This window comes from Pseudomonas sp. W15Feb9B, assembly GCF_000828175.1.
Classification (GTDB): domain Bacteria; phylum Pseudomonadota; class Gammaproteobacteria; order Pseudomonadales; family Pseudomonadaceae; genus Aquipseudomonas; species Aquipseudomonas parakoreensis.
Window position 1 is genome coordinate 1 of record NZ_JTKF01000037.1, and the last position, 14,038, is coordinate 14,038.

Annotated in this window: 8 protein-coding genes and 1 pseudogene; 3 read left to right on the forward strand and 6 right to left on the reverse strand. The window is 60.7% G+C overall.

The features are described from left to right. A pseudogene (locus OC71_RS27970) lies at positions 1 to 1,581 on the forward strand (calcium-binding protein); the annotation flags it as partial. Positions 1,582 to 1,648: 67 nt separating this feature from the next. Here the strand turns inward: OC71_RS27970 and OC71_RS19195 are convergent. The 5 genes from OC71_RS19195 to OC71_RS19215 form a co-directional block, all read right to left on the reverse strand. Next, on the reverse strand, positions 1,649 to 4,381 hold the full coding sequence (locus OC71_RS19195; RefSeq protein WP_041072393.1) for a LuxR C-terminal-related transcriptional regulator: 2,733 nt from the start codon (positions 4,379 to 4,381) through the stop codon (positions 1,649 to 1,651). 203 nt (positions 4,382 to 4,584) lie between these two features. Continuing rightward, positions 4,585 to 5,949 (reverse strand): DUF1329 domain-containing protein, encoded by a 1,365-nt coding sequence (locus OC71_RS19200; RefSeq protein ID WP_041072394.1) that lies wholly within the window; start codon positions 5,947 to 5,949, stop codon positions 4,585 to 4,587. Positions 5,950 to 5,977: 28 nt separating this feature from the next. Beyond that, the gene (locus OC71_RS19205) at positions 5,978 to 7,867 is read right to left on the reverse strand and encodes a DUF1302 domain-containing protein (protein ID WP_041072397.1); all 1,890 of its coding nucleotides are present in this window, start codon (positions 7,865 to 7,867) and stop codon (positions 5,978 to 5,980) included. A 338-nt stretch (positions 7,868 to 8,205) separates the two neighbouring features. Next, positions 8,206 to 9,888, reverse strand: coding sequence for a fatty acid--CoA ligase (locus OC71_RS19210; protein WP_041072399.1), 1,683 nt, complete (start codon positions 9,886 to 9,888; stop codon positions 8,206 to 8,208). A gap of 147 nt (positions 9,889 to 10,035) precedes the next feature. Beyond that, positions 10,036 to 11,220 (reverse strand): MFS transporter, encoded by a 1,185-nt coding sequence (locus OC71_RS19215; RefSeq protein ID WP_041072401.1) that lies wholly within the window; start codon positions 11,218 to 11,220, stop codon positions 10,036 to 10,038. A 100-nt stretch (positions 11,221 to 11,320) separates the two neighbouring features. Here OC71_RS19215 and OC71_RS19220 point away from each other — a divergent pair, with 100 nt between their 5' ends. Beyond that, a complete protein-coding gene (locus tag OC71_RS19220; protein WP_041072403.1) occupies positions 11,321 to 12,085 on the forward strand; it encodes a helix-turn-helix domain-containing protein in 765 nt (254 codons plus the stop codon). 113 nt (positions 12,086 to 12,198) lie between these two features. Here the strand turns inward: OC71_RS19220 and OC71_RS19225 are convergent, their stop codons facing one another. Then, positions 12,199 to 12,828: a LysE family translocator gene (locus tag OC71_RS19225; protein WP_041072405.1), complete on the reverse strand. Its 630-nt coding sequence runs from the start codon at positions 12,826 to 12,828 to the stop codon at positions 12,199 to 12,201. Between the two features lie 241 nt (positions 12,829 to 13,069). Between OC71_RS19225 and OC71_RS19230 the strand changes: the two genes are divergently transcribed. After that, on the forward strand, positions 13,070 to 14,035 hold the full coding sequence (locus tag OC71_RS19230; protein WP_041072407.1) for a 2-hydroxyacid dehydrogenase: 966 nt from the start codon (positions 13,070 to 13,072) through the stop codon (positions 14,033 to 14,035). The last annotated feature ends 3 nt before the right edge of the window (positions 14,036 to 14,038 follow it).

Sequence of the window (14,038 nt, forward strand, 5' to 3'; positions counted from 1 at the left end):
AGCGAAACCAGCACCCTGGCCGACGAGATCGATACCGTTCGTTCGTCGATCAACTGGACACTGGGTGCCAATCTGGAAAACCTGGTGCTGACCGGCACCGACGATCTCAAAGGTATCGGCAACAGCCTGGACAACATTCTCATAGGCAACAGCGGCAATAACTCCCTCGAAGGAGGCGCTGGCAACGACATCCTCGACGGCGGCCTGGGTAGCGACTTGATGAGAGGGGGGGCCGGCTCCGACACATACTATGTCGACGATATCTTCGACTTCGTCTTCGACATGGGCGCCATGCCAAACGACGTCGATCTGGTGATCTCGTCCATCGACTACACCCTCGATGCCTCCATTGAGAACCTTACCCTTGCAGGTGTCGATAATCTCAATGGCACGGGCAGCGAAAAGAACAACGTTCTGGTCGGCAACACCGGCAACAACATCCTCGATGGTGGTGCCGGCATCGACACCATGATCGGTGGCGCCGGTAATGACATCTACATCGTGGACAACTATCAGGATGTGGTGACCGAGCAGGTGGGCGAAGGCCATGATCTGATCAGAACCAGTATCAGCTACACCCTTTCGGCCAACGTCGAAGACTTGACGATGCTCGGCAATGATTCCTCGACACTGACTGGCAATGCCTTGAACAACGTGATCAGGGGCAACTCCGCAACCAACTACATCGACGGCGGACTCGGTGCGGACACTATGATCGGCGGCGATGGCCACGACGCCTACACCGTGGACAACATCAACGATGTGGTGATTGAACTCGCCAACGAAGGTATCGACACCGTCAACACCAGTATTGACTACACACTGGCGGACAACGTCGAAGACGGCCAGATGATTGGCAATGCCGACCTGAACATGACCGGCAACGCCCTGGATAACGTCTTGCACGGCAACGAGGGCAACAACATCCTGGCGGGCGGCCTCGGCGCTGATCGCATGATTGGCGAGGGCGGCGACGATATCTTTATTGTGGATAACGTCAATGACCTCGTCTTCGAGTTCCAGAATGGCGGCCACGACCTGATCCGTACTTCGGTCGACTACAACCTTTCGGATAACGTCGAGGACGGCACCCTGCTCGGCAGCGCAGACCTGACAATGTGGGGCAACAACCTCGACAACATTCTGACGGGTAACGCCGGCAACAACGTACTCGGCGGCAATGGCGGAACCGATAAACTGTTCGGTGGGGACGGTAACGACACACTATACGGTGGATGGGGACACAGCACATTGACGGGTGGCAGCGGGGCTGACACCTTTGCCATCACTAATATGATCAATCTCGGAATTGAATTCGGCAAAGGCTCTTCGCAAAATGTCATTGCCGATTTCAACGCACTGGAAGGAGACAAGATCGATTTCTCCAAATTCGACATTGACCCGATAACCCTCGGCTACCAACACTTGACGTTCATTGGCTCCAATGAATTTACCGGACTGGGGCAACTGCGGTTTGCAGATAACGTCCTGTCGGGCAACCTGAGCGCAGACGCTGGGGGTCACTTCGAAGTGCAAGTGGTGGGTGTCAGCTCGCTCAGTGCGAACGACGTCATCGTCTGATCCCATTGCTGTCTGAAACAAAGCTGAAAAATGAAAACACCCCGCCAAGGCGGGGTGTTTTTTTCCGCTAGGCCAGCAAGCCCAGCTCTTTGGCGCGCGCCACTGCCTGAGTCCGCCGCTCAACCCCCAGTTTGCTGTTGATGTGGCTGGCGTGAGTTTTGACGGTGTGCAGCGAAATGAACAACTGTTCGCTGATTTCCTGGTTCGAACACCCCTGAGCGATCAAGCGCAGTACCGCCAGTTCGCGACTGCTGAGCTGTTCGGTGACGGTGGACTCCAGCATCTGCCGGGCAGCCGGCGGGGGCAAAAGCTCAAGCAACTGCCGGCCTGCCAGTCCGGTCGAAGCCACAAGTTGTGCACGCAACCAGTCCGAGTGCTCCTTGGCCAATCCATCGAATGGCTGCAACACGCCACCAGCCGCGAGCTCCAGCGCCTGACTCAATGTCTTGCGTGCTTCCGGCTCGCGCCCGCCCGCCAGCAGCAATGCAATCTTCTGCGTCAACGCCATCACACTGAGTAACTGCCGGCCGGTTTGCTGGCCGTTTTCGTGCAGCACGTCCAGCCGCGCTTCAGCAAGCATTGGCTGGCATCGCGTCATGTCGAGCAACGCCTGTTGCAGCTCCACATGCAATGGCAACTGTGGATGAAACTCCGGCGGCGCCGCTGCACGCTCGCCGGTGTAGGTCTGACCAAGACGCGCCAGCCAGGCCTCGGCCAGATCGGTTCGGCCCTGCGCCAGCCACAGTTCGCATTTGACCAGGGTGATCATTGCCAGATAGTAGATCGGCGGGACGTCCCAGATGTGCATCAGGCGCTCGGCTTCGGCGAGTTCGGCAAAGGCCTTGGCAAACTCACCTGAGCTGCCGTCCAGACGGGCGATCACGCAATGTCCGATCAACACACTGATATCGCGACAGGCCCGCGCTTCCGCCACACCGCTCAGCAACCGCGCCCGGGCCTGCTGGGGTTGCAAGCGCATGGACAACAGAAAACCTTCGTACAGCGTCAGCCGCGCACGTACCGCATACAGACGTTGCGGGGACAGTCCCCGCAACCGTTCCAGGCCCTGATGCACCTCATCCAGCGCGCGCAATATTTCCCCGCGCGACTGCAGTACCCGTGCCCGGTCGTAATGCGCCAAGGCTTCGAACAACGGATTGCCAACCCGCTGCGCCAGCTCGAGGGATTCGCGGTTCAGGCCCCGGGCGCGCCACAGGTCGCCGTCGGCGATCGCCAGATTGGACAAGGTCGACAGGCACATCAGACGTTGCCCGTAACGTTTTACCGGCAGACTTTCCAGCGCTTCGCTGCAATAGCGGTGAGTCAGTTCACGCTGGCCACGGCCCCGGGCGATGATCCCGCTGAGCGCCAGCCATTGTGCAAGCATCGACTTCTGCGCAGAGGCCGAAGGCGCCGGCAGGAAGCGACTCAAATGACTGGCCAGCTCTTCAGCGGCATCCAACTGACAGGCCAGCCCCAGCGCCCAGCTGTACAGCACGATCAAGCGTGGCGTGCTGATCAGCAGGCTGTCGGGCAAGTCCATCTTCCAGCGCAGCAGCATGCCCACGTTCTGCTCGGCCAGCAGTTGTTCCTCGGACAGGTTCTGCACCAGATTCGCCGCCACATCCAGGTGGCCGGCGCGCAAGGCTTGCTCCACCGCTTCGTCGAGCAGCCCTTGAGCATTGAACCAGCGGCAGGCGCGCAGATGCAGGGTCGCCGCCGGCACCAGCGTCTGGGTCACGGGCCGGCTGCGCAGCAGATCGGAAAACAAATGGTGATAGCGATACCAGTGACCGTGCTCGTCCAGTGGTACCAGGAACACCTGATGCGCCAGCAGAAACCGCAGGATTTCGGCGCTGTCGTGGGCTTCACGCACCGCGTCGCACAGCTCGCTGCAGAAGCGTTCCTGAGGCGCGGTGTCGTAGAGAAATGCCTGTACCTCGGCGGGCAGGCAATCGATGACTTCCTCCAGCAGATAGTCGCGAATCAGCCCCTCCCCGCCGTTCAGCGCTTGCGGTAAGGCGGCCTCGCTGCCGGCTTCAGATGCCGCCAGCAACCAGAAACGCAGCCCGGCCACCCAGCCTTCGCTGCGCTGGATCAGATTTTCCAGGGCTTCACCGCGCAATGAACTGCTGTGTCGATCAAGCAGGGTCAGTGCTTCGTCATGGGTCAGACGCAGATCCTGCTCGTGCAGTTCCAGCAGTTGTCGCGACAGGCGCAGGCGCGCCAGATGCCAGTCCGGACGCTGCCGACTGGTGACCATGACCAGCAAGCCATCGGGCAAGTGATTGAGGAAAAACTGCAGGCAGCGGTCGAGCACCGGGCCTTGGGCGAGATGGTAATCATCGAGCACCAGCAGCAGTGGCGCCGTTGGCTGCAGTTGCAGCGCCAGCTCATCGAGCAAGCCGTCGAGCCATTCTTCGAAGGCAAACGGCTGATGGCGCTGGCGCATCTTCAACAGGCCCAGCGCGCGACTGCCCAGATTCGGAAAGTAGTCCTGCAGTCCTTCCAGCAAGCGCTCGAGAAAACGTCCCGGATCGTTATCCCGCGGGCTCAGGCCCAACCAGAGACTTCGCCAGTGCGCTGGCAGGCTCTGACAGAACTCCACCGCCAGCGAGCTCTTGCCGAAGCCTGCCGGCGCACAGACCAGCAACAGGCGCCCCGCAAGCCCCGCACTCAGGCGCTCACACAGACGCGGTCGCGACACATGGCCGTCGGGCAACGGCGGGCGAAAAAAACGCCCGTCCAGCGTCGCAACGGCAGCGCTTGCAGGATCCGGAAGCGGGGACAGATCAGTCATGGCCGGCTCTTGTTTGAATGGCGGTTGGCGGCGTAGCAGATGTCCGCAGACTAGCGGTAAACGTAGAGGGTTTGAAGGTTATTGCTACAAATGGCTACAAAAAGACTACGAGCCAGCAGACGCTCGTTCACAAAAGCGCGACGCAAAAAAACGCCCCGAACCAGTCGGGGCGTTTTTTCGAGGATGCGGCCTCGGGTCAAAGCTTAGCGGATACCGTCCTGGCCCAGGTTGCCCGGCTGGAATTCGCTCTTGGTGGCAGAGAAGCCGAAGTCATACGCTGATTTCTCTTCGTTCTTCATGCCCAGTGCCAGGTAACGGCCCGATTGCAGGTCGTACAGGGCTTCCAGCGCGTACCACGGCACTTGCTTGTCGTAGTAATCCTCGGCATGCGCCTCGGCCACACGCCACAGCTGACCGCGACCGTCGTAATGGTCGATGACCGCTGCCTGCCAGGTGTCTTCGTCGATGTAGAAGTCACGTTTGGCGTAGATATGGCGCTGCCCCGGTTTCAGGGTCGCCACCACGTGCCAGACCCGACGCAGCTCGTAACGGGTCAGATCCTGATTGATGTGACCGGCCTTGATGATGTCGGCGTACTTGAGGGTCGGCGAGTCGATCTTGTAACTGTTGGAGGCGATGTACATCTCTTTCTTGCCTTCCAGCGCCCAGTCGTAGCGATCCGGCGCACCGTTGTACATGTCGAGGTTGTCGGAAGTGCGCAGGCCATCCGCGGCAGTACCCGGCCCGTCATAGGACACTTGCGGTGCCTGACGCACACGGCGCTGGCCAGTGGCGTAGACCCACGCCTTGCGCGGTTCCTTCACCTGGTCGAGGGTTTCGTGCACCAGCAGCACGGTACCGGCCAGACGTGCCGGCGCGGTCACTTTCTGCTTGAAGTAGAACAGGATGTTGCCCGGGTTGGCCGGATCGTAATCCTTCATCTTGTCGCGGAACACGAACTGGTCCTGGAAATACACCAGGCTGAACGAGCCGTTGGTTTGCGGCGTGGCCTGGGTGACCAGACGGGTCACGCTGCCACCGCGATAGCGGGTGATGTGGTTCCAGATCACCTCCAGACCGCTTTTCGGAATCGGGAACGGCACGGCGGTGTCGAAGTTTTCCAGACCGTTACCGCCGGCAACCAGATTGGTGGTGGTGGCGTTCTTCCTGATCGCGGCAAACACGTCATCCGGCACGGTCGAACCGCGATGGGACGGGTACACCGGCATCTTGAAGGTATCCGGGTAGCGCTTGAACATCGCGTACTGGCCCGGAGCAAGCTTGGCCTTGTACTGCTCGACGTTCTGCGCGGTGATGGTGAACAGCGGTTTTTCACTGCCGAACGGGTCGGACAGGAAACCCTTGCTGTCGACGGTACCGGCATTTTTCGGCAGCGGTTTCCAGGCCGGGATCGAACCGTCGGCGTTACCGGCCATTTCAGCGCCCATCGGCGTCAGGCTCTTGCCAAGTTTGTCGGCTTCGGCGGCGGGAACGGCCGCCATGACGCTGGTCGCCAGCAGCGACAGCCCCAGAACACCGGCTTGGAACAGACTCTTTGTTATTTTCATATGTGTGTTCGTCCTGAAAAAACTGTGCTTAGAAGTTCACGCCAACACTGAGGGCAACGAAGTCACGATCGTCCACGGTCGTGTAGTCGCCGCCAAAGAAGTTGGTGTAGGCCAGGCTCGCCGTGTAGGTGTTCTGGTATTCGGCATCCAGACCAAGACTGATCGCCTTGCGACCTTCCTCGAAGTTGCCGCCAGGGCCTGGCGAGTAGCCTTTCACGTCATGCGACCAGGCCACGTTCGGCTTGAGGTTCACACCGGCGAACACGTCGCTGTAATCCCAGATCGCACGAGCGCGATAGCCCCACGAGGTCGAGGTGGTGAAACCGTCGTTGTTGCAGTTGCTGGACACGTTATCGCGCGACGCCCCCGGACCGGCACCGTTGATGGTCGAGGTGTTGAGGATCTGCGAGCAGGTGTTCAGACCGCCAGTGGCAGGCAACTCACCCGGGCCGAACACCGGGTCGCGGCCGTAACGGGCTTCGGACTTGCTTTCCAGACCACCGACGTGGGTCACGCCGACTTCACCCACCAGGGTCAGACGGTTGGCGCCCATCACCTGATCGAAGAAGTGCGTCAGGGTGGTTTGCAGTTGGGTGATCTCTTTGCGGTTGTAACCGTGCAGATCCTGGCCCGGCACGCCGTTAAGGACCGACGCATTGGTCAACGCGCCACCCAGCGGACGCACACCGGCGAACAGAATGTCGGTGGAGTTCAATTGCACCGGTGCGTTCGGCCGGTAGCTGACCTCACCGCTCCACGCCGTACCGGTAGGCAGGGTGGTGGAGAAGCTCAGACCGTAGAGGCGAATGTCTTCAGGGTATTCGATGAAGTATTCCGAGTTGCCTGCCACGACCAGCGGGCCCAATGCCTGGAACGGCCCTGGCAATGCCTTGACGCCGTTATAGATCGACTGTGGCGCGCCGGTGGCGCTGAAGATCGGCGCGCGGCTGTGATAGTTCATGAAATAGGCACCGAATTCGGTGGCCAGCGGGTCGAACATGTACTTGGCGGAAACGCCCCACTGTCCGCTGTCACGCGCATTGCGGTTAGGCGCACGGCGTACCAGCACGCCTTCTTCGTTGACGTCGACACCGGCGTTGGCCAACGGCCCGAGGGCAATTCCCGGGATGGTCGAGCGCTTGTTCAATACCCGCAGGTTGTCGTCGCAACCGGTGGTGACGATGTCCGGCTGCGAGAAGAACGTGCCGCAGTTGTCGGTGACGGTCTTCTGCCAGTCGATCTGATAGAAACCTTCGGCAGAAAGGTTTTCGGTGAGGCTCTGCGACACGTAGAACATGTTGACCGGGATCAGACCTTCCTTGATCTCGGCACCCGGACGACGGAACGCGGACACGTCGATCGGGTTGATCGAGTTGATGCCACCGCCGATGAAGGTACTTTCGCCCCAGTTCACCACCTGCTTGCCCAGGCGCACCGAACCTGGCTCATCGGCAATCGAGTAGTTGTGGTAAACGAAGGCGTCGAGGATCTGCCCGCCGGAAGAGCGCGCCGCGACGTCGCGGTTGTGGTTGCTGACGTCCTTGTATTCCAGGTCCTGATTCTGCAGCGCGAAGTCGTACCAGTATTTGCCCCGGACGAAGACCCCGGTGTCGCCGTATTTCAGTTCCAGATCATGGATGCCCTTGAAGATCTTCGAGAAGGCTTGCCCGCTCTTGAAGTTCAGGTGGCCGTTGTCGGAGGTCTGGGACAGGCCCTTGCCGCCGTTGTTGACACCAATAAGGTCCTTGTTCGGCTGCTGAGTCGAGATACTCATGCCCAGGGAGAGCGAAGAGTCGAACTGACCTTCGATTTCACCGACGTTGAAACTGACGCCGAATGCGGGCCCGGCGAGCGTAGAGGCAAGACTGACGGCCAGAGGCAGTTTAGCCCGGCGCCAGAACTGGTTTACTGATGTCATCGACGCTACTCCATGTGCATTATTGTTATGGCATTGAGTACTTTTAAAAACGCCTGGAAGACCGGGAGCCAGTAGCCGCCCGACGTCACTCCAAAGTTGCATCGCCCCGTGTCGTGCGTGTGCCCCGTTCTTAAAAATCCTTGAGCGGACTATAGCCAGCAGGCGGGTATCGCTTGATCCCTCTAAAGTGTGATTTGCAGCTGCCGACCACTCTGGAACAGTCCTTTCGCCAGTCCGACAGATGTCGGCTCGGCAAGGATGGCTGATTTTTTCGATTTAACAAGCCAAGCGCTTGCTTGGTGGGTCTGGCGCGCCGTTTTCGGCGCGCCAGCAGACACTCAAAGTGTCGAGAGGAAGGTGCTGTTGTTGGCCTGCCATTCGGTGATGTCGAGGCGGATGCGCTTCTTGTCGAGCTTGCCGACGCTGGTCTTGGGAATTTCCGTAACAAGGGCGATCTGGCTCGGGATCGCCCACTTGCTCAAGTGCCCCAGTTCCACGAACGGCTTGAGGTGTTCCTTGAGCTCGCGCGCACCGATCTCGTGCCCTTCGCGGATCACCAGCAGCGCAAAAGGCCGCTCGCCCCATTGCGGATCGGCGATGCCCACCACTGCTACTTCACGTACCGCCACATGACGGCTGATCAGGTCTTCGAGGTCCAGCGAAGAGATCCACTCGCCGCCAGTCTTGATCACATCCTTGATGCGGTCGCGGATGTCGATCACGCCCATGCTGTCGAGCGTTGCCACATCGCCGGTGTGCAGCCACCCACCGGCCCACAGTTCGGCGCCCTTCTGCGGTTCGTTGAAATAGCCTTCGGTGAGCCACGGCGCACGCAGCACCAGTTCGCCCTGGGTTTCGCCGTCGGCGGGGAGGAAGTTGCCCTCGGCGTCGACGATCGCCGCTTCCACCAACGGCCCCGGCACACCGGCCTTGATCCGGTAAGTGGTGCGCTCATCTTCAGTGCCGGCCATCAATTCATCGTTGAGGTGCGCACACGAGACCAGCGGCCCGGTCTCCGACATGCCGTACGCCGCCGTCAACTGAATGCCCCGGGCCTTGGCGGTTTCATACAGCGTGCGATTGAGCGCACTGCCGCCGATGACGATTTTCCAGCCGCCGAAATCGGTGCCCTGCGCGCCTTTGGCGTTGAGCAGCATTTGCAGGATGGTCGGCACACAGTGGGAGAACGTGACCTTCTCCTTGCGCCACAGCTCGACCAGGAACTCCGGGTCGTAACGTCCCGGATAAACCTGCTTGAGCCCGAGCATCGTCGCCACGTACGGCAGGCCCCAGGCATGCACATGGAACATCGGCGTGATCGGCATGTACACGTCGTTGGTGCCGAGCAGGCGCACGCTGTCGATCGCGCCCATGATCGTCGACACGCCCATGGTGTGCAGCACCAGTTGCCGATGGGTGAAATACACGCCCTTCGGATTGCCGGTGGTGCCGGTGGTGTAGAACGTGGTGGCGACGGAGTTCTCGTCGAAATCCTGAAAGTCGTAGTGCGCACTGGCGGCGGCCAGCAGTTGCTCGTACTCGCCGACCAGGTTCGGCAGCTCGGCGGTTTTGTCCGGCAGGTCGGTCAGCAGCAGGGTTTTGTCGACGGTGGTCAGGTGCGGCGCGATGGCCTGATACAGTCCGACGAACTCGCTGTTGACCAGCACAAAGCGGTCCTCGGCGTGGTTCATGGTGTAGAGGATCTGCTCCGGCGACAGCCGTACGTTGATGGTGTGAATCACCGCGCCGATCATCGGAATGGCGAACATGCATTCCAGGTAGCGATGGCTGTCCCAGTCCATCACCGCCACGGTGTCACCCGCCTTCACCCCGGCCGCCGTCAACACATTGGCCAGCCGCGCAACCCGCTCGATCAGGGTCGGATAGCTGTAGCGCAACTGGTCTCGGTAGATGATCTCGCGGGTTTTCTCGTAACGGGCGCCGGACATCAGCAACCGCTTGATCAGCAATGGATACTGGTAGGCCCCATCGGCCGGGGGAATGACGCGAGTCTGCAACATATGAATCCCTTTTCTGGCTGCACGGTGTTGGCGTAGAGAGCATTACTCTAGAGCCGTTATACCCCAGCCAAATCAGCCGAAGGAATGATTTGCACAGCCGTACAAATGCTAGCTTTGCGCCAGCATTTGCCGGTATTTCAGCGCCGATCAGGCCGTTTGCCCTACAGCAGCTTCGGAAGGCGTCCGTGGGAAAACCAGCGCAGCAAGGAAGGTCAATGCGCCGAAACCCGCCAGAATCAAGTAAAGCCCTACGAAACCATGACGCGGCTCGACATAGGCAATCAGCGGAATCGCTGTCGCACTGGCGCCGAACGACAGGCAGTAACGCAGGGCGAAGACCCGTGACTGCCACTGAGGCGCGACAAAATTGGCGACCATCGAGTCGTTCACCGTGACCTGACCGAACACCACGAACATGAACGCCGCACCGAGCACGATCACCGCCCAGCCATCGACATGGGCCATGCCGTACAGCAACGGCGCCTGAAACAGCGTCAGCACGAGAAACGGCCATTTCAGACTGATCCGGTGCAGCACTTGACCGATGCTCAACTGCGCCACCGCACCGAAGGCATACGCCAGGCTGACCACCACGCCGAGGGTTTGCGGCGAGGCGAACAAGTCATGCAGACGTTCCTCAAACAGCTTCGGGTAAGTCATGGTGGTGGCGTTGAACACCACACCGCCGGTGGCCGTCGCCAGTGCCAGCACACCAAACACCATGAGCATCGAAATCCGCTGCCCGGCAGCGCCCTTCAGTGCGGTGTGTGGACGCTGCGGGATCGGCTCTTCGCGCACCTGCACGGCAAAGCCGATTCCCAGCATGATCGCCACCACGCCCGGTAACACAAAGGCCGAACGCCAGCCGAACTGCGCCACCAGCAACCCGGTGACCAGCGCCGAGAACGCCACGCCGAGGTTGCCCCACATGCCATTGATGCCGATCTCCCGCCCGCGATTCTGCGCGTAGGCCACCAGCATCGCGGTGCCCACCGGGTGGTAGATCGCGGCGAAAATTCCGATCAGGGTCAACCCGATCACCAGCATCGTCGGGCTGGTGCTCAGCCCGGTGAAGATCGCCGAGGCGCCGATGCCGAAGAAAAACACCAGCATCATCTGCCGCCGACTCCAGTGATCGCCCAGCCAGCCGGCGGGTAACGAGCAGGCGCCAAAGGCAATGAACCCACCCAGGGACAGACCGATCAGCGCGGCGTAGTCGAGACCAAAGGCCTGGGTCATGCCGAGCACGGCGGCGGGGAAAATCAGCATGAACATGTGATCGATCACATGGGCAGCATTGACGTAGCGGATCACGTTTCGAGATTGATTCATGGCAGCACGCTTGTGTTTGTTATGGGTGGAGGGTTGTCAGCGGCGTTATGCTAAGTTGGCGAAAAAGCGCATACCTGCCAACCAGGTCATCGAATCCGACATGTTAATCAGCCACTTCGAACACGGCCCGGTGAGTGCCTATCCCCGGGATTATCTGGACGGCGCGCACCAGCCGCTGCACCTGCACCGCGAGGCGCAGTTGCTGTATGCCGTCAGAGGGATCATGCGGGTGGTCACCGCCCTCGGTGCCTGGGTGATTCCGCCAAGCCGCGCGGTATGGATTCCACCGCAAGTCGCGCACGAGATATTCATGTCCGGCGATGTGCAGATGCGCTCGCTGTTCATTGCCCCCGAGCTGTCACCGGCCAGCCTGCAACAGTGCTGCGTGCTGGCGGTGACGCCGTTACTGCGCGAGCTGATCCTGCGCGCCGTACAAGGCCCGCCGCACGCGGACAATCCGCTGATCCAGCAGTTGATGCTGGAAGAGCTCGCCAGCCTGGAAAACCTGCCGCTGCACATTCCAATGCCCACCGACCGACGCCTGCAGAACATCTGTCTGGCGTTGCTGCACACCCCGGATCACCCCAACACCCTGGAAGACTGGGCGCAGCAGGTCGGCGCCAGCTCACGCACTCTGGCGCGGCTGTTCCAGCGACAACTGAAGATGAGTTTCAACGCCTGGCGCCAGCAACTGCGCCTGATGGAAGCGCTGCCGCGCCTGCTCGCCGGGGACAGCGTGCAGCGCGTGGCGCGGGACCTGGGGTACGGCAGCGCGCGGGCGTTCAGCGCGATGTTTCGCCGGTTGCTCGGGGAAAATCCCCGGGAGTATTTGAATAATCTGAGCAAACTCAGCGAGCTTGTGTAAGGCCCTGTGGGAGCGAGCCTGCTCGCGAAAGCGGTCTTTCAGCCACCAGTAATGTCGACTGATCCAACGCATTCGCGAGCAGGCTCGCACAGTTTTAAGTCGCGGTTCTGAGATCAATGCATCTCGGTAAACGCGATTTTCACGCCGAGAGCGATCAGTACCGCGCCCATGGTGCGGTCGAACCAATGGCCCATGCGGGCAAAACCGGCACGTACACGTTGCTGACTGAACAGCATCGCCACCAGACAGAACCAGGTCGCAGTCGCCACCGCCAGGTAAACCCCGTACCCGGCCTGCACCGCCAGTGGCGTGTGCGGGTTGATCACCACGGTAAACAGCGACAGGAAAAACAGCGTGGCTTTCGGGTTCAGGCCATTGGTGACGAAGCCTGAAGTGAAGGCGCCGCGCGCGGTACGCACGCCAGCTTCCTTGTGCAGGTCATCGGTAACGGTTTTCGCCGGCTGCGCGCGCAAGGCTTTGAAGCCGATGTACAGCAGGTAAGCGGCGGCGGCCCATTTCAAGGCGTTGAACAGCACGATCGACTGCGACACGATCAGGCCGATGCCCAGCAGCGAATAACCCACATGCAGGAAAATCGCCGTGCCCACACCCAGCGCGGTCCAGGTGCCGGCGCGACGACCATGGGTCACGCTCTCGCGCACCACCACGGCAAAGTCCGGGCCGGGGCTGGCCACGGCCAGCAGGTGGATCAGGGCAACGGTCAAGAACTCGGTCCAGTACATGGGGGCTCCTCTGGAAGTAATCAGTCAAATCGGACTCATGGCGCAGATGTTTTCCCTGTGGGAGCGAGCTTGCTCGCGAAAGCGGTGTGTCAGACAACAGCAATTCGCTTGATCCGCCCTCTTCGCGAGCAAGCTCGCTCCCACAGGACTTGTGAGTACCTCTGGCTTTGAGTAACCAATTGTTTCATCTGGTAGGCTCGGCAGATTACGCCTTCCGTTCCAAGCACAAAAGGTACAGTTGATGACGAACCCGCGCCGCGCCGTATTCCTCGATCACCCGTCACTGGATCTCGGCGATCTCGACCTCAGCCCATTGCGCGCCTGCTTCAGCGACCTGCAACTGTTCGCCCAGACCGCACCGGAACAAGTCGCCGAACGCCTGCACGGTGCCCGCGTGGCGATCACCAACAAGATCCGCATCGACGCCGCCGCGATGGCCGCCAATCCGGATCTGCAACTGATCCTGATTACCGCCACCGGCACCAACAACGTTGATCTGGACGCGGCTCGCGTCCACGGCATTACCGTGTGCAACTGTCAGGGTTACGGCACGCCGTCGGTGGCGCAGCACACGATCATGTTGCTGCTCAACCTCGCCACCCGCCTGGCCGATTATCAAAAAGCCGTCGGCGATGGTCGCTGGCAGCAAGCCAGACAGTTCTGCCTGTTGGACTACCCGATTGTCGAACTGGAGGGCAAAACCCTTGGCCTGCTCGGTCATGGCGAACTCGGCGGCGCGGTCGCAAGGCTGGCCGAAGCGTTTGGCATGCGTGTGTTGCTCGGGCAGATTCCCGGCCGCCCGGCACGCCCGGATCGTCTGCCTCTGAACGAACTGCTGCCGCAGATCGACGCCCTGACCCTGCACTGCCCGCTTAATGAACACACCCGACACTTCATCGGCGCCCGCGAGCTGGCGGCGATGAAACCCGGCGCCTTTGTGGTCAACACCGCTCGCGGTGGTTTGATCGACGAGCAAGCCTTGGCCGATGCCCTGCGCAACGGTCACCTCGGCGGTGCAGCGACCGATGTGCTCAGTGTCGAACCGCCGGTCAACGGCAATCCGCTGCTGGCGGGCGATATTCCACGGCTGATCGTCACTCCGCACAACGCCTGGGGCAGTCGCGAAGCACGGCAGCGTATCGTTGGCCAATTGACCGAAAACGCCCAGGCGTTCTTCAGCGGTACAGCGCTGCGGGTCGTCAGTTGATAA